Source organism: Gordonia sp. DT30 (assembly GCF_049844915.1).
Lineage (GTDB): Bacteria > Actinomycetota > Actinomycetes > Mycobacteriales > Mycobacteriaceae > Gordonia.
Genome location: NZ_JBNCLY010000002.1, coordinates 72,300 through 92,757 on the forward strand (window position 1 = coordinate 72,300; position 20,458 = coordinate 92,757).

Here is a 20,458-nt window from a genome sequence, read left to right on the forward strand (position 1 = left end):
TCCCTGCCCGCCGACCGCTGCTGCAGCGGTCTCGCCCGGTTGGTCGACCACCAACGTGCTCAGTTGGCGGAATGGCCCTGTTGCGCAATGGCCCTGTTGCGCAATGGCCCTGTCGCGCAATGGCCCTGTCGCGCAATGGCTTTGTGATGCAGGCTGGGCGCATCGGGCAGGGTGGCCCGGGTCGCATCTATTTCCGGTCGGCGATGAGCGACTGAACCTCGTCGGAACCGACGTTCTTGGCAACGAGTTTGCCGTTCTTGACCTTGCGGACGGAGTAGAGGTCCTTCTTCTTTCCGGGGGCGACACTCAGGCCGACCTTTTTCGCGGCCTTGTTCAAGTCATCGAGCATGCGCCGCAGATTAGGGCATGAAAGTGAACAACAACGAATCGGTGTGATGGCCGTAGGGGAATCGCGCGGTGGCTGCGGAGCGGCAAGGGCAACTGGAGGTCCGTTGCACAGAGCAAAAAGTCGGAGGGCAAAGATGCCCTCCGACCTTCGGGGTGGATGACGGGACTCGAACCCGCGACAGCCAGGATCACAACCTGGTGCTCTACCAACTGAACTACATCCACCATCGGCGTCGGGAACCAAGGATTGCTCGCCGGGTTCCAGAGCCAGGCTCATACTCTAGCGAACGGAAGCCACTGACACCAATCGCTTTCGTTACCAGCAGGTTCAGGCCGGCCCGAGGTCGGCAACGATCTGCGCCAGCCGATCTGAGTCCGGTCCGGGGGCCGGCACGAAGGCGGCAGCGCGGTAGTACTCGAGTTCCCGGATCGACTCGCGGATGTCGGCGAGTGCGCGGTGGGCGAGGCCTTTCTCGGGCTGACCGAAGTAGATCTTCGGGTACCACCGGCGGCACAGCTCCTTGATGGAGCTGACGTCGACCATCCGGTAGTGCAGGAAGCCATCCAGGTCTGGCATGTCGCGGGCGATGAACCCGCGATCGGTGGCTATCGAATTGCCGGCGAGGGGCACCGAGCCGGACGTGGAGATCTGGGTGCGCAGGTAGTCCAGCACCAGCTTCTCCGCCTCGGCCAGCGTGACCGTGGACCGGCGTACCTCCTCGGTGAGCCCCGAGGCAGCGTGCATCTTCTGGACGACGTCGGGCATCGCTGCCAGCGCGTCGTCGTCGGCGTGGATCACGACATCGACCCCGTCACCGAGAATATTGAGGTCGCTGTCGGTCACCAGGGCCGCGATCTCGATCAACTTGTCCGATCCGAGCGCCAGTCCGGTCATCTCGCAATCGATCCACACCAATTTGTCCTGCACGCCTCAACTCTAACCACACGCAGTTACCGGGTACCTGGACCCACGACGACTATCGTGATCGGTGCGTTCACGATCGCCTGCGGGTTCGGCTGTCCCGTGGCCCTGCGCGGTGTCAGTTGCGCACGTCAGATATCCACAGAGAGGACCCGTCAGATGACCGATCCCGCCCAAGCCGCCGCATCCATCGCAGCCGGATACGCCTTCGAGGGAACCGCGATCGAACTCGGAACGGTCAGCGTGGACGGTACCGTCACCGACGACGCCAAGGTTCGCATCCCACTGTCGATGATGAATCGGCACGGTCTGGTTGCCGGTGCCACCGGAACCGGCAAGACCAAGACCTTGCAGCTCATCGCCGAACAGCTCTCGGCGAATGGCGTTCCGGTGGTGATGGCCGACATCAAGGGCGATCTGTCCGGGCTCAGCCGTCCGGGCGTCGCGAACGACAAGATCACCGCACGCGCACAACAAACCGGTGATGACTGGCAGCCCGCGGGCTATCCGGTCGAGTTCGTCTCACTGGGTTCGACGGGTATCGGGGTGCCGGTCCGGGCGACCATCACCTCCTTCGGACCGATCCTGCTGAGCAAGGTCCTCGGCCTCAACGCCACCCAGGAATCGGTGCTGGGGTTGATCTTTCACTGGGCCGACCAGAACGGACTGATGCTGCTCGACCTCAAGGATCTACGGTCGGTGATCGCATACCTGACCAGCGACGAGGGCAAACCCGAGCTGAAGGCGATCGGCGGCGTGTCGACGCAGACCGCTGGGGTGATCCTGCGGGCGCTGACGAATCTGGAGGCCGACGGCGGCGACACGTTCTTCGGTGAGCCGGAGATCGAACCCGCCGACCTGCTCCGGAGCGCGGCAGACGGGCGCGGCATCGTCACACTGTTCGAACTCGGTGCGCAGGCAGCGCGACCGGCGTTGTTCTCGACCTTCCTGATGTGGATTCTCGCCGACCTCTTCGAATTCCTGCCCGAGGTCGGCGACCTCGACGCGCCGAAACTTGTCTTCATCTTCGACGAGTCCCACCTGTTGTTCGACGGCGCGTCCAAGGCGTTCAAGGAACAGGTGGTCCAGACGGTGAAACTCATCCGCTCGAAGGGAGTCGGCATCTTCTTCTGTTCGCAGTTGCCCACCGACATCCCCAACGACGTCCTGTCGCAACTGGGTGCGCGGATTCAGCACGCGTTGCGCGCCTTCACCCCGGACGATCAGAAGGCGCTGACCAAGACCGTCAAGACCTACCCGGTCTCAGACGTGTACGAGCTCGATCATGCGCTGACCTCGCTCGGGACCGGCGAAGCCGTGGTGACCGTCCTCTCGGAGAAGGGTGCACCGACGCCGGTCGCATGGACCGTCGTCCGGGCACCCCGATCGTCGATGGAAGCCGTTGGCGCGGAAGGTATCACCGCTGTGGCCACCGCGAGTCCGCTGTACGCCAAGTATGGCGAATCCATCGACCGTGAGTCGGCATACGAGAAGCTTGCCGCCAAGACGCTGGCGCCGGGCGAATCGCCGGACGCACCGGCACCGGCTCCCGCTCCGGCACCGGCTCCCGCTCCGGCACCCGCACCGCAACCGGACGAGCCGGGCATGATCGCCGAGGTGTTGACGAGCAAACCGATGCAGAGTTTCCTGCGGTCGGCGGCCTCCGCGGCGGGACGCGAATTCAGCCGCGCACTCTTCGGCACCGGGCGTCGACGCCGTTGACGTCGAACGTCATTGGCGGCCCGTTCATCGCGTCCCGCTCAACCATTTCGTTCCCGCTCGACGAGATCGTTGAGCGGCAAGCGCATGGTTGAGCGGGAACGTCAGGAATCTGCGCCGAGTTTGCGGTAGAAGGTGCCCACAACCGGGGCGACCAGAGCGCGGGGACTGTATCCGCCGGCCACCGACATCGCCTTCGAGAGCGTGCCCGGCACGACACGCATCTTGTTGTGCGTCAGCGCATCCAGACTCATCTCGGCCACCTTGTCGCTCGAGTGCCACAAGAAGTCGGGGACGAGTTTGTCGACCACCGAGGCGTCCACGGGGTCCGGGGTGCCGGTCCGTACCGGTCCGGGGGCCAGCAGTGTGACGTGCACACCGTCTCCGGCGACCTCACCACGCAGCGATTCGCTGAAAGTGTTCACGAATGCCTTGGTGGCCGCATAGGTGGCGTTGTGGGGGATCGGCATGTTGCCGGCGGCCGAGCCGACCATGAGGATGCCGCCCGCGCGTCGGCGTACCATCCCAGGCAGCACGGCGAGAGTCAGGTCGTGCACGGCATTCACGTTCAGACGCACCTGTGTGCGTTCGTATTCGGCGTCGAGGTCGGCAACCGCGCCGAAGGTGGCGATCCCGGCATTGTTGGCGAGAATCGAGATGTCGCGGCCGGCGAGTTCGCCGGCGAGAATCGCCACGGCGGATGGGTCGGACAGATCGGTGGGCCGAACTTCGGCTGCCACACCATATTTTCCGCGCAGTTCCTCGGCGAGACCCTCGAGGATCTCACCACGCCGGGCGACGAGGACGAGCGAATGTCCGCGCCGGGCGAGGGCGCGGGCCAAGGCCATCCCGATGCCCGACGACGCGCCGGTGACGACAGCGCGGGCGGATGCGGACGGTTCAGGTACTCCCATGCCACGTATCGTATCCAGCCGCCGACGTCATCCAGCCGCCGACGTCATCGGGCCGCCGACGTCATCGGGCCGCCGACGTCATCGGGCCGCCGCCGTTGACCGCCGGCGAACTATGCGATGCCTGCCGCGACCTCGGTGCCCTGCCGGATGGCGCGTTTGGCGTCGAGTTCGGCCGCGACATCGGCACCGCCGATGACGTGGGTGCGCACCCCGGCAACGGTGAGCGGGTCGACGAGGTCGCGTACCGAATCCTGGCCGGCGCAGATCACGACATTGTCGACCTCGAGCAGCCGGGTCTCGCGCACAATGCCGTCGTCGTCACGGAAGCTCAGATGTAGGCCGGCGTCGTCGATCCGGTCGTAGGTGGCACCGGAGATCTGTTCGACGCCCTTCATTTTCACCGTGGCGCGGTGGACCCAGCCGGTGGTCTTGCCGAGGGTCTTGCCCTGTCGCCCGGGTTTGCGTTGAACGAGGAAGACCTCACGAACCGGAGGCAGGGGACGTGGTTTGGTGACAAAGCCGGGCTTGCTCAGGTCTTCGCTGACGCCCCATTCCTGAGTCCACTCCTTGAGATTGAGGGTGGGTGACTCGTCGACCGTCAGGAACTCGGTCACGTCGAATCCGATTCCGCCCGCGCCGACGACGGCAACCCGCTTACCGATCTCGCGCCGACCGAGCACGGCGTCGGCATAGGACACGACCATCGGGTGATCGACCCCCGGGATCTCGGGGATCCGGGGGGTGACGCCGGTCGCGATGATCACCTCGTCGAAGCCCTGGGCGATGATGTCCTCGGCCTTCACTCGCGTGTTCAGATGTACTGTCACGTTGTTGATCTCGAGTTGGCGCCGGTAATAGCGTAATGACTCGTTGAACTCCTCTTTTCCGGGAATCCTTGCGGCAATGGAGAATTGGCCACCGATCGATTCATCGGCCTCGAAGAGTTCGACGCGGTGCCCGCGCGCGGCGGTGGAGACCGCGGCGGAGAGTCCGGCGGGGCCGGCGCCGATCACCGCGATGTGCTGGGTATGGCGGGTGGCCCCGAGGGTCAGGGTCGTCTCGCGACCGGCGCGCGGATTGAGAAGGCAGGACACCTTTTTGCCGACGAATGCGTGGTCGAGGCAGGCCTGGTTGCAGCCGATGCAGGTGTTGATCTCGTCGGCGCGGCCGGCCCGCGCCTTGTTGGCGAAGTCCGGATCGGAAAGCATGGGCCGTGCCATGGAAATAGCATCCACCCGGCCGCGTTCGAGGATCTCTTCGGCGAGTTCGGGCGTGTTGATACGGTTGCTCGCGATGAGTGGGATATCCACCTCGGCGCGCAGTCGTTCGGTGAACTCCACGAAGGCTCCGCGCGGCACCGAGGTGACGATGGTCGGGATGCCGGCCTCATGCCATCCGATGTCGGTGTTGATGGCGTCGACGCCGAGTTTTTCGGCTTTACGTGCCATCAGCGCGATCTCATCCCAGGTCTGCCCGTTCTTGACGAAGTCGGCGATGGACTGCCGCAGGATGATCGGGAAGTCGCGGGGTACCTGACGGCGCATCTCGGTGATGATCTCGACGAGAAAGCGCTGACGGTTCTCGGTGTTGCCGCCCCATCTGTCGGTGCGGTCGTTGGTGTGCGGGCACAGGAACTGGTTGATCAGGTAGCCCTCACCGCCCATGATCTCGACGGCGTCGTAGCCGGCCCGGCGGGCAAGCTTTGCCGAGCGGCCGAAGGTGCGGATGACGTGCTTGATGATCGGTTCGGTCATCTTGAGGTGCCGGAACGGATGGATCGGTGAGGGCTCCGATCCCGCGGCGACCTTGAAAGGCGTATAGCCGTACCGTCCGGCATGGATCACTTGCATGGCGATCTTGCCACCCTCGCGATGGACCGCGCCGGTGAGACGACGGTGCCGCGCGACGTCGGCGTAGTTGGTCATCTTGCCGGCGAACGGCAGGAGCAGGCCGGTGCGAGAGGTGGCGAATCCGCCCGTGATGATCAGTCCCACACCGCCTTTCGTGCGCTCGGCATAGTAGGCGGCAAGTTTGTCGGTGTCCCACAACCGATCCTCGAGGCCGGTGTGCATCGATCCCATGATCAGCCGATTGTCCAGCGTGATACCGCCGAGCGGCAGCGGCTCGAAAAGACGAGGGAAATGCGGATTGGGTTGTGCGGATGGGGCTGACATCGAGTCACCTCTCGGTCGGGCCGGAATGTCGGCGGTGGAATCTGATCAGCTGGGCGGTAGCGAGTTGAGTTATGCGGGACAGGTCAGGTCGCGGTGCCGAGCTCCCGGGTGAGCGCGGCGAGAACCTCGTCGCACCAATCGACGAATCCTTCTTCGATCCGGACACCGCCGCGCAGTACCAGGTATTGGTGCAGTTTGCGGCCGGTCAGGCGTTCGGGGTCGGGATAGTCGGTCTTCTCGAACGACCGGTACAGGTCCAGTCGCTCGACATGTAGTCCCCGATGTCGCTCGAGCTCGGCGATCAGATCGGGGAGTGTCGAGCGCTCGGCGGCCCGGATCTTGACGCCGAGATCGTCACGGAGCTGCTGAATCGGCGTCGGGGTGGCGACCCACCGCCGCAACGCCTCTCGACCGTCCTCCGACAGCGAGTAAACCTTCTTGTCGGGTCGGCCGTCCTGCACGATCGGCTCGTAGCCGACCAGGCCGTCGGCGTGCAGTTTGCGCAACGTGCGATAGATCTGCTGGTGCGTGGCCGACCAGAAGTGGCCGATGGAGCGGTCGAACTGGCGGCTGATCTCGTAGCCGGTGCCGGGGCGTTCGGACAACGACACCATGATCGCGTGCTCGAGGGCCATACGTGCACGGTAGCAGTGCACCGTGTTGCTATGCAACGAAGTGCTTATGAACTTCGTCCGTCACCAGAGATTCAGCGGGATGTCCGGCAGCGCCGGCGGGTTGACGGTTCCGGGAGCGTCGTGGGGCAGTGGTGGCGCCGGACCCACGTGCGGGGTGGCAAGGTCGCGGGCCCGGGCGAGGGCGTCGAGCACATCTTTGATCGAGGTGTCGGGATGCAGGTGACGCGCCTGGTGGGCGCCGGTGATCACATCGACGATCGCCCCGAACGCGTCGGAATCGGGATCGTTGAAGTACGAACCGTGCGCGGCGGGCCCCAGCAACCACGACCCGTCGCTTGCGCGGCCGGTGGGGAGATTTTCGAAACCCGGAACGAGGTCGGGGCTGAATCCATGCGGGTTGAACGGAAACATCCGCAACATCTGTATCGGGTCGCCGGGTGCGGTGAGTGTGTATCGGTGCACATCGGGATCGGAACCGGACGGGGGCACGACGCCGACTCCCGCGGAGGACGCATGAATGATGTTGTCGGCTCGCAATCCATGCGCTTCCGCGGCGGCGACGACCGCTCCACCGTACGAGTGACCGATGTAGGTGGTCGTCGCGTCCGGAGAGACCTCGGCGATCTCGGCGTCGAGCGCCCGGCCGAATCCGACCAGCCGCGGTGCCATCTCCTTGGCGTAGTGCGGATCGAGTGCGGTGTCGTCGAACGTGGTGGGAGCGGTCTCGATGATGTTGCCGTCGAACGGGTTGAGCATGTCACCGAAACTCTCGACGACCTGACCGGAGTCGACCAGTTTCTGGGGTAGGTCGCCATCGAGGTAGATGAACACCGGACCGTCGGTGCGGTCGGCGAGGTTCCAGGCCGCCTTCCAGTTGTCTCCGCCGTAACCACGTGCGTTGGTTCCGGTCCCGGGCACGTAGACGGTCGCGTTTGCGGTCACCGGCGTGAGTGCACCGACCATCTCGACCAGCCGCGGGTTGTCGGCGTCGGTGAACGAGATGAACACCCGTTCGGTCTCGGCGTACAGCGGATCGTTGCGCGCAGCGCCCGAGACACCTGGATAGGGGGCGGGGCGCTGCTCGAGAAATGATCGCAGCATCGTGGCGCGTTCGCTCTTGGTGCCGTTTCGGCGGATCTCATCGGCCAGCGCATTGCGGATGTTGATCTCGTTGGCCGTGCTGCGCAACGAAAATGGCACTCCATCGAGGTTCCCCATGGTTTCCGGATCGGCTTGGACCAGGCGGCGCAGGTCTGCGTCGGCGGTGCCGGCGAGCGCACTCCGTCGCTGTTGCACGCTCAAACCCTGCAATCTGCGCACCATCGCGTCGGGTTCCATGGTGCCGAGTCCGGGCACGGTCACATCCGGCTGGCGACGGATCATCGATGCGAGGTCGGACCGGAGATCTTCGATCCGTGCGCCGTAGAGTTCGTCGACTTCGTCGACCGCGCGCAGGCCCTCCTGGATCAGGATCTGATGCCCGTTGGCCATCTCCAGATTTGCGGCGTGCGGGTGGGTCACCGAGCCGTCGTCGGCGACGACGCAGCCCAGCGCGACCGCGTCCTCTACGGCGCGCTTCACCACGTGGCAGGCCTGCCCGAGATCGATTCCGGCGTCACCGGCCTCATCGGCTATCTGTTGCAAGACATTTCGCACCTCGTTTGCGTGATCATGTTCGTGGCGAATACGGGTGAGCGCGGCGTCGTGTGTTCTGCCGTGCCAGTCCGTCGGGCGAAGGGCACTGCCGAGGGCGACGTCGAGTGCTTGCTCGAGGAGCCCGGCAGCAGTCCCTGCGGCGTCGCCGGCCGTGGTGATGTCGCCGGTACGCCACGACCGCACGTCGGAAATGGTGAGACGCATCAGCGCTCCGGCAGGAGGTCGAGAGCGCGGCCCGCGGCGGCGTCGGTGTCGAGGGCATCGGCGGCGAAGTGTCCCAGTGCGACGCTCATCGCGAGCAGGAGCTCGGAGATGGAGTCCGTCGCCGCGTGGGCCGGGTCGGCCAGTGATCGCAGTGCGCCTACCGTCCGGCTCGGCGGGCCGCTGAGATCGGCCAGTTGATCGACGGTGATGTCGGCCACGGCGCGGGCTCGATCGCGCCACGTCGCCTCGATCTCGGCGAGTTCGTCGGCGTCGATGCCGAACAGCGTGTCGTCGTCGGTTCCGAAGAGACGGTCGGCCAGGGCGGGCAGATCGGCCCGGTCGGCCAGGTCGCCGAAGAATTTCGAGAACGGTGTCATGGGTTCCCCTTGCGTCGCGGATGTGACGACATATTCGACGCAGGGATGCGCGAACGGTTCCGCCAGGAGGCGCCGGGCTGTGGACAACGCGAGTCGGGCGGGACTCGCCGGATCTCCGAACGGCCACCTCCGCACCGGCGATCGAAGCGTCAGTTCGGCGGGAGCAACGGGCGTGGGGGCAGAGGGGAGGAGGAGACGACACTGGTGGTGACGGTTCCGAGCGTGCCGATCTTGCCGCTGATCCGTTCCAGGTGACTTTGGGTGCCCCCGGCAGGACTCGAACCTGCAACCACCGGATTAGAAGGCCGATGCTCTATCCGTTGAGCTACGGAGGCATGCCGTTCGGCGGGTGAGTCGTCCCAACGGCGTGGCGAGTATATCCGGGTGGATGCCCGGACGGCGACCGTCCCCTCCACGGCCGCCGTCGCTGCTGAACAGCATGGCCTGGATTCGCCGGGTCGAGGTGACGACGATGCGCGCCTGTGGACAACCTCGGGCGGCCGCCTCACACCGCGCAGCGAAATCCCAGGTGCGAGGTGGCCGAGTCGTCGGATTGTGGCGACCGCGCCGCCGGGCGATACCGCCGGCAGTACTGCGGTGAGCACAGATGCGAGCCGCCCTTGGTGACCCGCACCACCTGCGGAGATGTGGTGGCCGCGAGCAGGTCCGGTCGTCCGTCGGCAGTGACGGTGGCCAGCCCCGGTGGAACATGCCGCGGCGTGAAGACATCCACGGTGCGCTCCCATACGTTGCCGATCATGTCGAGGAGCCCGAGTGGATTCGCCGGATGGCTCCCCACCGGACTGGTCGATCCCCAGCCCTCGTTCTGGTAGGGAAATTTCCCGATCCAGGTGTTGGCCAATATCTTTCCGTCCGGGTGGAGCTCGTCGCCCCAGGCGTAGTCGAGTCCCTCGACACCGCCGCGCGCCGCGCATTCCCACTCGGCCTCGGTCGGGAGCCGCCGCCCGGACCAGCGTGCGTACGCGTCGGCGTCGGCGTGGGCCACATGCACGACCGGATGATCGGGGCGGCCGTCGAGTCCGGAGCCCGGTCCGCGGGGATGTCGCCACGAGGCGCCCGGGACATACCGCCACCACGCTCGCCAGTCGCGCAGGTCGACGGGCCCCGCGGTCGGGGTGAACACCAGCGCGCCCGGAACCAGGTCGGCCGGGTCGGCGCCCGGGAAATCCGCGGGATCGATGTCACGCTCGGCGACGGTGACATATCCGGTGTCGGCGACAAAGGCACCGAACTGCGCGTTGGTGACGGGGTGCGCCTCGATGGCGAAGGCCTCGACATGGCGCGCATGGGCCGGCCGCTCCTCGGGATAGAACCGGTCGGAGCCCATGTGAAATGTCGCGGCGGGAATGTCGACGAGGTCGGTCAGACCGCGAACACGCACGGCGCGCCGCGCGGGTCCTGCCGGGCCGGCGACCGCATCGTTCATCTCCTCGATGGTGCCATCGGCTGAGGCTGCGTGCCGCCGATGCAGGTGGCCCCCGGGTGGCACCGCCGTGCGACTAGACTGGTGCACCGTTGTGTCAGGGCCCGGCTCTGCGTCGCCCCGGGGATCGTCCGCAGGGGAGGAGACCACCGGAGGCCGGTCGGCCCACGACGAAAACTGCTGGTAGAGAGGCTCACGCGTGGCAGAGTTCATTTATACGATGAAGAAGGTGCGCAAGGCGCACGGCGACAAGGTCATCCTCGATGACGTTACGATGTCGTTTTTCCCGGGAGCGAAGATCGGTGTCGTCGGCCCCAACGGTGCAGGTAAGTCGTCGATTCTGAAGATCATGGCGGGCCTCGACCAGCCGTCCAACGGTGAGGCCTTCCTCGATCCGGACGCGACGGTCGGCATCCTGCAACAGGAGCCGCTCCTCAACGAGGAGAAGACGGTCAAGCAGAACGTCGAAGAGGGAATGGGCGAGGTCAAGGTAAAGCTCGATCGCTTCAACGAGATCGCCGAGCTGCTCGCCACCGACTACTCCGACGCGCTCATGGAGGAGATGGGCAAGCTCCAGGAGGACCTCGACAACGCCGAGGCGTGGGACCTCGATTCGCAACTCGAGCAGGCGATGGACGCACTGCGCTGCCCGCCCGGAGATTCCCCGGTGTCGCACCTGTCCGGTGGTGAGCGTCGCCGCGTGGCGTTGTGCAAGCTGCTGCTGAGCCGGCCGGATCTGCTTCTGCTCGACGAGCCGACCAACCACCTCGATGCCGAGAGCGTGCTGTGGCTGGAGCAGTTCCTGGCGAGCTACCCCGGTGCGGTGCTGGCCGTCACCCACGACCGCTACTTCCTCGATCACGTGGCGGAGTGGATCTGCGAGGTCGACCGCGGCAAGTTGATCCCGTATCAGGGCAACTACTCCACTTACCTGGAGAAGAAGGCCGAGCGTCTCGAGGTCCAGGGCAAGAAGGACCAGAAGCTGCAGAAGCGACTCAAGGAGGAGCTGGCGTGGGTGCGGTCGGGCTCGAAGGCGCGGCAGACCAAGAACAAGGCACGGCTGTCGCGGTACGAGGAGATGGCCACCGAGGCCGAGAAATCCCGCAAGCTCGATTTCGAGGAGATACAGATCCCCACCCCGCCCCGGCTGGGCGATGTGGTCGTCGAGGTCTCCAACCTGGACAAGGGCTTTGATGGTCGGGTGCTGATCAAGGATCTTTCCTTCACGTTGCCGCGTAACGGCATCGTCGGGGTGATCGGTCCCAACGGTGTCGGTAAGACGACGCTGTTCAAGACGATCGTGGGTCTGGAGCGGCCGGATTCGGGCAACGTGAAGGTGGGGGAGACGGTCAAACTCAGCTACGTCGACCAGAACCGGGCGAACATCGACCCGAAGAAGACCGTGTGGGAGGTCGTCTCCGAAGGCCTCGACTACATCGAGGTCGGCCAGAACGAGATGCCCTCGCGCGCGTATGTCTCGGCGTTCGGATTCAAGGGCCCCGACCAGCAGAAGCGGTCGGAGGTTCTCTCCGGCGGTGAGCGCAACCGGCTCAACCTGGCGTTGACCCTCAAGGAGGGCGGCAACCTGATCCTGCTCGACGAGCCGACCAACGACCTCGACGTCGAGACCCTCAGTTCGCTGGAGAACGCGCTCGAACAGTTCCCCGGCTGCGCTGTGGTGATCAGCCACGATCGCTGGTTCCTCGACCGCACCTGTACCCACATCCTCGCCTGGGAGGGCAACATCGAAGAGGGCAAGTGGTTCTGGTTCGAGGGCAACTTCGAGGCCTACGAGGCCAACAAGGTCGGGCGACTCGGACCCGACGCATCGCGTCCGCACCGCGTGACACATCGCAAGCTCACGCGCGACTGAGATCGCTCGCGCAACGACGTGCGTAACGCCCCGCCCGGATCCGGATTCCGGGTGGGGCGTTGTCGTCGGCGGGGACCGCATGTGGTCGATGTGCGTCGGGCGCTGTCCGTGGGCGCTAGGCTCGCGAAGAGACCTAACGGCGGCGCGCTGTGCCCACCGGCGCCGCGCACGAGAGGGTGATTGTCGTTGTCGGACATGACTTCGCTTCTGTCGCAAGTCATTCCCAGATACCTGGCGACGTCGGCGGGAGCACGGCTCGGTACCGGTTCCGATCGGACGCAGGCGGGTCTGCCCGAACCGGAGCCGGCCGAGGCCGAACGTATCCGCGCCCATGTGGCAATCGCCGCGGTCCGGCGTCCGGGCGAATCGGTTGTCGACGTCGCCACCGACGGTGCGGGTGGCATCGAGGCTGTGGTCGTCACCGATGACATGCCGCTGCTCGTCGAATCGGTGCTGGCAGCGCTCGAGCGGCACGGTATCGCCGTCGGACGCATCGATCACCCGGTTCTCACGGCGATACGTGATCCTCAGGGCGTGCTCACCGGGATTCGTGATCCGCGCGGCGGTCCGACCGAATCGTGGATATCGGTGTCCGGGCTGGCGAGCCGCGAGGCCGTCGACGATGTGCAACTGCGAGCCGAGATACTCCGCGGGATCGGCGTGGTCGCCGACATCGACGCCGATGCAGCCGACATGCGTGAGCGGCTGAACGCCTGCGCGGCCGCGTGCGCGGGCGCGCAACCCGGCGACCAGACCGGGCTGGCCGCCGGACGCGGCGAATATGCCGAGTTGCTGACGTGGTTCGCCGGTGACCACTTCGTCCCGCTGGGTTATGCCCGGCTCGACAGCTCGGGCAACCGTGTTGAGCGACTCGGCCTCAACCGGACCGAATCCGATGGTCCGGACGTCGAGGTGATCGATACCGCACCGTTGTTGCCGCGAGTGTCGCGGGTGTTCCTCGAAACCGGCATCCAGCGGTCGAGGTTCCCGATCCTCATCCAGGTCCCGGCCTTCGGCCCACACGCCGACGATGCCGGTGAGCATCGCTTCGTCGGCGTGTTCACCTCGTCGGGACTCCATCAGACGGTCCTCGACGTTCCGGTATTGCGTGAGAAGGTCCATGACGTGATCCGGCTTGCCGGCGTCGACGAGGATTCCTTCGCCGGTCGCACGATGGTCGAGCTGCTACAGAACTATCCGTTGGTCGAGATGTTCCAGGACCCGACCGCCGAACTGCACCGGCGGGTGGAGGAGATGCTGACGGCGGTCGCCACCCGCTCACTGCGGGTGTTCCTGCGTGTCAATCCCGCAGGCGCCGCCGCGACGGCGCTCATCTACCTGGCGCGCGACCGCTACAACACCCGCTCGCGGGAGATGTTGGAATCAGCAGTCGTCGAACTTCTCGGCGGCAGCGACCTCGAGTATGCGGCCCGCGTGAGCGAGAGACCGCTTGCGCTGCTGCAGGTGATGGCACGAGTCGATCCCGAAGATGCCCGGTCGTGGGGCTCGGTGGATGTCGACACCGAGCTGCGCCGGCAGCTGCAGACCACGCTCGCCGAGGCCATCCGCAGCTGGGACGAGCGGGTTCGTGAACTCGTCACCGCCGCCTCCGGCGAGCGCACGCTGCCACCCGACGGTGCCGACGGGATCCTGCGGATGATCGCCTCGCTGCCCGACGACTACAAGGACCAGCGCCCGCCCGCCGCGGCGGTCGGCGACCTCGCGCATGTGATGACGCTCGAACCCGGCGAACTCGCCGTCACCCTGGGAGATCCCACGTCGACCGGCGATGCGAACGGCCGGCCGCGCTGGGACTTCACCCTGTATCTGTGCGACGAGTCGGCGACCCTGACCGATGTGCTCCCGGTGTTACAGAGTCTGGGCGTCGACGTCATCGACGAACATCCCTTCGCGTTGTATCGGGACGACGACAAGCCTTGCCACGTCTACGAATTCACCGTCGTATTGACTGCTGGTATCGATGTCGACGCGGATACCGCGCACGATCTGCCGGAGCGGTTCACCGATGCCTTCGCCCAGATCTGGCGGCGTGACACCGAGATCGACGCGTACAACCAGCTGATCATCCGATGCGGCCTCGACTGGCGCGCCGTGACCATGCTGCGGGCGTACGGTCGCTATCTCCGCCAATGCGGATCTGCCTACAGCACAAGCCATGTCGCGGCCACACTGGGGCACCACCGCACGGTGACGCGGGGGCTGACCGCACTGTTCGAGGCCTCGTTCGACCCAGATGCCGTCGACGCAGGCGATCGTGATGGCGTGCTCGAACAACTCCGCTCCGATGTGGGCGAGATCCTGAGTCTGGACGCCGATCGTATCGTGTCGGCATTCACCGCGGTCATCACCGCCACCGACCGGACGAACTTCTACATCGTCGGCAAGTCCGCAGGCGCCCACGGCGGCTCGGCCGCCACGAGCGATCACCGCACCGTGCTGTCGTTCAAGTTGCGGCCCAAAGACATTCCGCAGACTCCCGAACCACGACCGCTGCATGAGATCTTCGTCTACTCCCCTCGAGTCGAGGGAGTGCATCTGCGGTTCGGCGCGGTGGCGCGTGGCGGATTGCGGTGGTCGGACCGCCGGGAGGACTTTCGCACCGAGATCCTCGGGCTCGTCAAGGCCCAGGGGGTGAAGAATGCGGTCATCGTCCCGGTGGGCGCCAAGGGCGGCTTCGTTCTCACCCGCCCGCCTGCGCCGACCGGAGATCCGGGCACCGACCGCGATGCGTTGCGTCATGAGGCGGTCGAATGCTATCGGATGTTCATCTCGGGCCTCCTCGACGTCACCGACAACATCGACCGGGCGAGCGGTGAGGTGATACCGCCGCGATCGGTGATCCGACGCGACGGCGACGATCCCTATCTCGTGGTGGCCGCGGACAAGGGGACCGCGTCGTTTTCCGATATCGCCAACGACGTCGCGCACCGTTACGACTTCTGGCTCGGTGACGCTTTCGCGTCCGGTGGTTCGGCCGGCTATGACCACAAGGCGATGGGGATCACGGCCCGGGGCGCGTGGGAGTCGGTGAAGCGGCACTTCCGGGAAATGGGAATCGACACGCAGACACAGGACTTCACCGTCGCCGGAATCGGTGACATGAGCGGTGATGTGTTCGGCAACGGCATGTTGCTCAGCGAACACATCCGCCTGGTGGCGGCCTTCGACCACCGCCACATCTTCGTCGACCCGACCCCTGACGTGGCGGCGGCGTATGGCGAGCGCGCCCGGCTGTTCGCCATGGCGCGCTCGTCGTGGGCCGACTACGACGCCCGCCTGATCAGCGCGGGCGGCGGCGTGTGGTCTCGTGAACAGAAGTCGATCCCGGTCAGTGCCGAGATGCGCACCGTCCTGGCGCTTGCGGATACGGTGCACACGCTTGCGCCGCCCGAACTGATCCGTGCGGTGCTGCTCGCCCCGGTCGATCTGCTGTGGAACGGCGGAATCGGTACCTACGTCCGCGCATCGACGGAGTCCGACGCCGAGGTGGGCGACAAGGCCAACGACGCGATCCGCGTCACCGGAGAACAGTTGCAGTGCAAGGTGATCGGCGAGGGCGGCAACCTCGGTGTCACCGAGCGGGGGCGTATCGAATACGATCTGGCGGGCGGCCGGGTCAACACCGACGCGATGGACAACTCGGCGGGAGTCGACTGTTCCGATCACGAGGTCAACATCAAAATCCTGCTCGATGCGGCCGTCTGGGCCGATCGTCTGGGGGCAGCGGACCGAAATCCATTGCTGGAGTCGATGACCGACGAGGTCGGGCGGCTGGTTCTCGCCGACAACATCTCTCAGAATGCCGAACTGGGATTCTCTCGTGGCTACTCCCGTGAGCGCGTCGACGTGCACGGGCGACTGCTCGCCGGACTGGCGGCCCGCGGGGTGAGTCTCGAGCTCGAGGCGCTGCCGAACCCCACGCAACTACGCAAACGGTTCGCTTCGGAGTCTCGACGCGGGCTGACCTCACCGGAATTGGCCACCCTCATGGCACATGTCAAGCTCGCCGCCAAGGACGATCTGCTGGCAAGCGGTCTGCCAGACAACGACGTCTTCGACGGCCGGCTGTGCGGGTACTTCCCCGGTCCGCTTCGAGAGCGGTTCACCGACGAGATCCATGTCCATCGGCTGCGTCGGCAGATCGTGGCGACCGTCCTGGTGAACGATGTGGTGGATCGGGCCGGGCTCACCCACCTGTTCCGATTGGGCGAGGCCACCGCGGCGAACACCGAGGAGGCGGTGCGGGCCTTCGTGGTGACCGAAGAGGTATTCGGGGTCGCGGAACTGCTCGATCGTATTCAGAGTGCGGCAGCATCGATCGTCGCCGTCGACGAAATGCTGCTCTATGCGCGGCGCCTGATCTTCCGGGCGTCGCGGTGGTTCCTGGGTTTCCGGCCCCAGCCGCTGGCCATCGCTGCCGAGATCTCCCGGTATCGCGACCGTGTCGCCGCGCTGACACCGTTTCTCGACGGATGGTTCGGTGATGCGACGGCCTCCGATATCCGGCATCGCGCCGATCACTATAGATCGTGCGGGGTCGCATCGGATCTCGCGCATGATGTGGCAACCAGCCTGCACCGGTTCTGTCTGCTCGACATCATCGACGCGGCCGAGATCTCCGACCGCGATCCCGTCGAGGTCGGCGAACTGTACTTCGGTGTGGTGCAGCATTTCGGACTTGAGGAGCTGCTCACGGCGGTTTCCGAGCTGAAGTATGGTGACCGTTGGCATGCCTTGGCGCGCCTGGCATTACGTGACGACATGCACGGCGCGCTGCGTGCGATGACCCTGAAGATCCTGGAGGGCAGTGAGCCCGACGAGCCGGCCGCGCAACAGATCGACGAGTGGGAGGGTGCGCACTCCTCGCGCCTGGCGCGGGTGCGGTCGATGCTTGCCGAGATCGAGAAATCGGGCAACATCGATCTGGCCACCCTCTCGGTGGCGGCCCGTCAGCTCCGTAGTGTGATCAGGTGAGTGTGATCAGGTGAGTTGATCCGCCGCGACGAAGGGAACTGTGTGCGCTACGAGAACGAGGGAACGGCGACCGAGAACGGGTATGTGGTCGAGGTTCCGGTGCGCTGGTCCGACATGGACGTCTTCGCGCACATCAATCACGCTCGCATGGTGACCTTGTTGGAGGAGGCGCGGATTCCCTGGCTGTTCTACGACGGACGTCCCACCGCCGATCTGCGACGCGGGTGTGTGGTCGCCGACCTGCATGTGAAGTATCGCGAACAGATCCGGCATGACCAGGGACCGATTGTGGTGACGATGTTCGTGGAGAAGGTTCGTGCGGTGGACTTCGTCGTCGGATATGAGGTACGTCCGCACGGTGGGTCACCTCAGGACAAGCCGGCTGTTCTCGCGTCAACTCAGCTCGTGGCCTTCGATGTCGACGCCCAGCGACTGCGTCGACTCACTCCGGACGAGCGTGGCTATCTGGAAGGCTTCCGGCTGCCCACAACGATCTCGACAGAGCAGGGACGCCATGGCCGCTGAACGGTATCTGACTCTTCGGCGAAGCGAGGACCGCTCGGACGCCGTGGCCTTCCTCGGCCACGCCGAACGGCTCGAGGACGCCGCGGTGGTGCGACTGGCCGTCCGCCCGGACGGGCTGATCGGCATCTGGTCGCACACCGGTTTCGATGTGCTGGCCACGCGCGCGGTGTTCGGGCAGATGGCTCCCGGCGACCTGGTGAGCGATGCGGCGACGCTGCGTTCGGCGTTGGCGCAGGCCGAGCCCGGCACCGCCGTCGATCCCGGTATGCCGCTCGACTCGGCCTGGCGTGGTGCCTTGCCGGTCCTCACCGGTTATCAGCAGGTCGACGACGTCCCGGCGCGCGCGGTGGTCGGGCTCGTCCGCGAAGGTGCGCGGGTTGCCCGGGACGAGGGCAGTGCACATGGACCGGCGACCGGAGTGCTCGACCAAGACGTGCTCGAGGTGTCCTCGGCCGACGGCGCGCTGCGGGCCGCGGTGTCTCTGCGTTCGCTGTTCGCCCTGACCGCAATGGGTTTCATCCGCGATGCGCAGGGCGCTCCGATCACCGAGACGTCGGAGGTCGACGCGATCGCGCCGGCGGAGCCGGTCCGGATTCGGGTGTCGGCGGCCTGGATACGCATCGACGCGCGATACGGCACCGTCTATCTGCGCCGGAATCGTGATCTCGGCGTCACGGTCAAGTGAGGCGCGGCATCAGATCAGCCAGGCAGCTGCATTGGGGGCGAGATGTCCGTCGACGAGCGGTGCGCTGACCAGCAGCATCTCGCCCGGCGGTAGCGGCACCGGCGTATCGGTGGCGTTGAGCGCGCAGATCACTCCACCCGGCGAGCGACGGAAGGCCAGACATCCCTCGGGGGCGCCGTACCACTCGACCGCGTCACCGGTGAATTCCGTTCGGGTGGCCCGCAGTTCGATGGCTTGCCGATAGAGCGACAGCGTGGAGGAGATGTCCTCGATTTCGCGCTCGACGGTGAATCGGTCCCAGTCGGCCGGCATCGGAAGCCAGGTGTCGGCCGATGAGCTGAAGCCGTAGGGCGGCTCGGTGCCCTCCCATGGGATGGGGACACGGCAGCCGTCGCGTCCGCGTTCGGTGTGGCCGGAGCGCTCCCACGTCGGGTCCTGACGCGCATCGTCGGGCAGGTCCACGTTCGGCAGCGCCAGTTCGGCGCCGTTGTAGATGAACACCGTTCCGGGCAAGGCCAATTCGACCAACGCCATCGCGCGGGCGCGGGCGATGCCGACCTTGAGATCGACCGGCGAATCCAGATCTTGCGGATCGGTACGACCGTACCGGGTGACCTCGCGCTCGACGTCGTGGTTCGACAGTGTCCACGTCGGCGTCCCCGACACCCGTAGCACGGCATCGAGTGAGTTCTCGATCGCTTCGCGGATCGCCTCGGTGTCGAAAGACGCCTTGGCGAGCCGGAAGTTGAAACCGAGGTGCAGTTCGTCGGGGCGCAGGTATTCGGCGAACCGCTCGTTGTCCTCGACCCAGATCTCACCGACGTTGGCGGCACCCGGATATTCGTCGAGGACCGTGCGGATCTTGCGGTGGATGTCGTGGACTGCATAGTTGTTGAAACGCGGGTCGTCGTCGCTGTTGGCCAGCAGACCGACCGACTCGAGGTCCATGTCGGGCAGATTTTCGGGCTTGGCCATCCCGTGCGCCACATCGATGCGGAAGCCGTCGGCACCGCGGTCGAGCCAGAACCGCAGGGTGCGTTCGAGATCGGCGAAGACCTCGGGGTTCTCCCAGTTCAGATCGGGCTGTTCGGCGGCGAAGATGTGGAGATACCACTGTCCGGGGGACCCGTCGGCGTCGGCGACGCGGGTCCAGGCGGGACCGCCGAATACGCTGTGCCAGTTGTTGGGTGGCTCGTCGCCGTGTTCGCCGCGGCCGTCGCGGAAGATGTATCGGGCGCGTTCGGGGCTGTCCGGGGCAGTTGCCAACGCGGCCTGGAACCATTCGTGCTGATCGCTGGTGTGGTTGGGGACCAGGTCCATCGTTACGCGGATTCCCCGGTCGTGTGCCTCGGCGACCAGGTCATCGAAATCGTCGAGATCGCCGAAGATCGGGTCGATGTCGCGCGGGTCGGACACGTCATAGCCATGATCGGCCATGGGGGAGCGCATGATCGGGCTCAACCAGAGAGCATCGACGCCGAGTAACTCCAGATATCCGAGTTTGTCGATGATGCCCGCGAGGTCACCGACACCATCGCCGTTGAGATCGGAGAACGAGCGCGGATAGATCTGATAGAACACCGCTGATCGCCACCACGTGGTGTCGTTGGGATCGAGTTGGGGCACAACGGATTCTGCGTTTGCAGCCTGCGGTGCGGTGGTGGGCTCGTCCGGATCGATGGCGGCCGGGTCGCCGGGTGGATCAACATGCGGCGCAGCGCTTTGCGCCTCGTCGGCTGGGTCGGACACCGCATCCTCGGTGAGTGCGGTCGCGGTGTCCGCGTCGTCCTGACCGGATGGCGCATCGCTCGATGTCTCATCGCTCACGGTGGCAATTGTGCCCTACCTGATGTTTCGGTGAGAAACGCAGCCCTTTGCGGCGAGTCGTGAGCCGGGCGTGTCGGGATGCGTGGCGTCGAACTCCGGCATCGTGTCGTCGGCGCACGGGCAACCGATGTCATCGTGCTCGACCGGTACGGTCCCGCGC

At 65.8% G+C, this 20,458-nt stretch carries 14 protein-coding genes and 2 tRNA genes; 5 read left to right on the forward strand and 11 right to left on the reverse strand.

Annotated features, from left to right (window positions below):
* Nucleotides 1-187 precede the first annotated feature (187 nt).
* The 3 genes from ACLQ3C_RS02295 to orn form a co-directional block, all read right to left on the reverse strand.
* Nucleotides 188-349 carry a hypothetical protein gene (locus tag ACLQ3C_RS02295; RefSeq protein WP_425703054.1) on the reverse strand — a complete coding sequence of 54 codons (162 nt, stop codon included), beginning with the start codon at nucleotides 347-349 and terminating at the stop codon, nucleotides 188-190.
* 151 nt (nucleotides 350-500) lie between these two features.
* Nucleotides 501-573, reverse strand: a tRNA-His gene (locus ACLQ3C_RS02300).
* A gap of 103 nt (nucleotides 574-676) precedes the next feature.
* A complete protein-coding gene (gene orn, locus ACLQ3C_RS02305) occupies nucleotides 677-1,276 on the reverse strand; it encodes an oligoribonuclease (RefSeq protein WP_425703056.1) in 600 nt (199 codons plus the stop codon).
* A gap of 153 nt (nucleotides 1,277-1,429) precedes the next feature.
* Here orn and ACLQ3C_RS02310 point away from each other — a divergent pair, with 153 nt between their 5' ends.
* Nucleotides 1,430-2,992, forward strand: coding sequence for a helicase HerA-like domain-containing protein (locus tag ACLQ3C_RS02310; protein ID WP_425703058.1), 1,563 nt, complete (start codon nucleotides 1,430-1,432; stop codon nucleotides 2,990-2,992).
* A 101-nt stretch (nucleotides 2,993-3,093) separates the two neighbouring features.
* Here ACLQ3C_RS02310 and cmrA read toward each other — a convergent pair whose 3' ends face one another.
* The 7 genes from cmrA to ACLQ3C_RS02345 form a co-directional block, all read right to left on the reverse strand.
* The gene (gene cmrA, locus ACLQ3C_RS02315; RefSeq protein ID WP_425703060.1) at nucleotides 3,094-3,903 is read right to left on the reverse strand and encodes a mycolate reductase; all 810 of its coding nucleotides are present in this window, start codon (nucleotides 3,901-3,903) and stop codon (nucleotides 3,094-3,096) included.
* Nucleotides 3,904-4,013: 110 nt separating this feature from the next.
* Nucleotides 4,014-6,077, reverse strand: a complete 2,064-nt coding sequence (locus tag ACLQ3C_RS02320) for an FAD-dependent oxidoreductase (RefSeq protein ID WP_425703062.1) — start codon at nucleotides 6,075-6,077, stop codon at nucleotides 4,014-4,016.
* A gap of 83 nt (nucleotides 6,078-6,160) precedes the next feature.
* Entirely contained in the window at nucleotides 6,161-6,712 is a 552-nt protein-coding gene (locus ACLQ3C_RS02325) for a PadR family transcriptional regulator (protein ID WP_425703064.1), read from the reverse strand.
* Between the two features lie 60 nt (nucleotides 6,713-6,772).
* Nucleotides 6,773-8,572, reverse strand: a complete 1,800-nt coding sequence (locus ACLQ3C_RS02330) for an alpha/beta hydrolase (protein ID WP_425703066.1) — start codon at nucleotides 8,570-8,572, stop codon at nucleotides 6,773-6,775.
* Nucleotides 8,572-8,949 carry a hypothetical protein gene (locus ACLQ3C_RS02335; RefSeq protein WP_425703068.1) on the reverse strand — a complete coding sequence of 126 codons (378 nt, stop codon included), beginning with the start codon at nucleotides 8,947-8,949 and terminating at the stop codon, nucleotides 8,572-8,574. Before ACLQ3C_RS02335 ends, ACLQ3C_RS02330 begins: the two co-directional genes overlap by 1 nt.
* A gap of 262 nt (nucleotides 8,950-9,211) precedes the next feature.
* Nucleotides 9,212-9,284: transfer RNA gene (locus tag ACLQ3C_RS02340), tRNA-Arg, on the reverse strand.
* Nucleotides 9,285-9,454: 170 nt separating this feature from the next.
* A complete protein-coding gene (locus ACLQ3C_RS02345) occupies nucleotides 9,455-10,396 on the reverse strand; it encodes a formylglycine-generating enzyme family protein (protein WP_425703070.1) in 942 nt (313 codons plus the stop codon).
* 196 nt (nucleotides 10,397-10,592) lie between these two features.
* On the opposite strand from ACLQ3C_RS02345, the gene ettA reads away from it, so the two are divergent.
* The 4 genes from ettA to ACLQ3C_RS02365 all read left to right on the forward strand — a co-directional run bounded on the left by ettA (nucleotide 10,593) and on the right by ACLQ3C_RS02365 (nucleotide 18,471).
* Nucleotides 10,593-12,266, forward strand: a complete 1,674-nt coding sequence (gene ettA, locus ACLQ3C_RS02350) for an energy-dependent translational throttle protein EttA (protein WP_425703072.1) — start codon at nucleotides 10,593-10,595, stop codon at nucleotides 12,264-12,266.
* Between the two features lie 195 nt (nucleotides 12,267-12,461).
* The gene (locus ACLQ3C_RS02355) at nucleotides 12,462-17,261 is read left to right on the forward strand and encodes an NAD-glutamate dehydrogenase (RefSeq protein WP_425703074.1); all 4,800 of its coding nucleotides are present in this window, start codon (nucleotides 12,462-12,464) and stop codon (nucleotides 17,259-17,261) included.
* Between the two features lie 42 nt (nucleotides 17,262-17,303).
* The gene (locus ACLQ3C_RS02360) at nucleotides 17,304-17,786 is read left to right on the forward strand and encodes an acyl-CoA thioesterase (protein ID WP_425703076.1); all 483 of its coding nucleotides are present in this window, start codon (nucleotides 17,304-17,306) and stop codon (nucleotides 17,784-17,786) included.
* Nucleotides 17,776-18,471: a hypothetical protein gene (locus ACLQ3C_RS02365; RefSeq protein WP_425703078.1), complete on the forward strand. Its 696-nt coding sequence runs from the start codon at nucleotides 17,776-17,778 to the stop codon at nucleotides 18,469-18,471. Before ACLQ3C_RS02360 ends, ACLQ3C_RS02365 begins: the two co-directional genes overlap by 11 nt.
* Nucleotides 18,472-18,480: 9 nt before the next feature.
* On the opposite strand, the gene ACLQ3C_RS02370 is transcribed toward ACLQ3C_RS02365, so the two are convergent.
* Nucleotides 18,481-20,307: an alpha-amylase family glycosyl hydrolase gene (locus ACLQ3C_RS02370; protein WP_425703519.1), complete on the reverse strand. Its 1,827-nt coding sequence runs from the start codon at nucleotides 20,305-20,307 to the stop codon at nucleotides 18,481-18,483.
* Nucleotides 20,308-20,458: the final 151 nt, after the last annotated feature.

Excerpts from the sequence above, each read along its gene's own strand:
- ACLQ3C_RS02295 (WP_425703054.1), bottom strand. The coding sequence starts at position 349 with ATGCTCGATGACTTGAACAAGGCCGCGAAAAAGGTCGGCCTGAGTGTC.
- ACLQ3C_RS02310 (WP_425703058.1), top strand. The coding sequence starts at position 1,430 with ATGACCGATCCCGCCCAAGCCGCCGCATCCATCGCAGCCGGATACGCC.
- cmrA (WP_425703060.1), bottom strand. The coding sequence starts at position 3,903 with ATGGGAGTACCTGAACCGTCCGCATCCGCCCGCGCTGTCGTCACCGGC.
- ACLQ3C_RS02320 (WP_425703062.1), bottom strand. The coding sequence starts at position 6,077 with ATGTCAGCCCCATCCGCACAACCCAATCCGCATTTCCCTCGTCTTTTC.
- ACLQ3C_RS02325 (WP_425703064.1), bottom strand. The coding sequence starts at position 6,712 with ATGGCCCTCGAGCACGCGATCATGGTGTCGTTGTCCGAACGCCCCGGC.
- ACLQ3C_RS02330 (WP_425703066.1), bottom strand. The coding sequence starts at position 8,572 with ATGCGTCTCACCATTTCCGACGTGCGGTCGTGGCGTACCGGCGACATC.
- ACLQ3C_RS02335 (WP_425703068.1), bottom strand. The coding sequence starts at position 8,949 with ATGACACCGTTCTCGAAATTCTTCGGCGACCTGGCCGACCGGGCCGAT.
- ACLQ3C_RS02345 (WP_425703070.1), bottom strand. The coding sequence starts at position 10,396 with ATGAACGATGCGGTCGCCGGCCCGGCAGGACCCGCGCGGCGCGCCGTG.
- ACLQ3C_RS02355 (WP_425703074.1), top strand. The coding sequence starts at position 12,462 with ATGACTTCGCTTCTGTCGCAAGTCATTCCCAGATACCTGGCGACGTCG.
- ACLQ3C_RS02365 (WP_425703078.1), top strand. The coding sequence starts at position 17,776 with ATGGCCGCTGAACGGTATCTGACTCTTCGGCGAAGCGAGGACCGCTCG.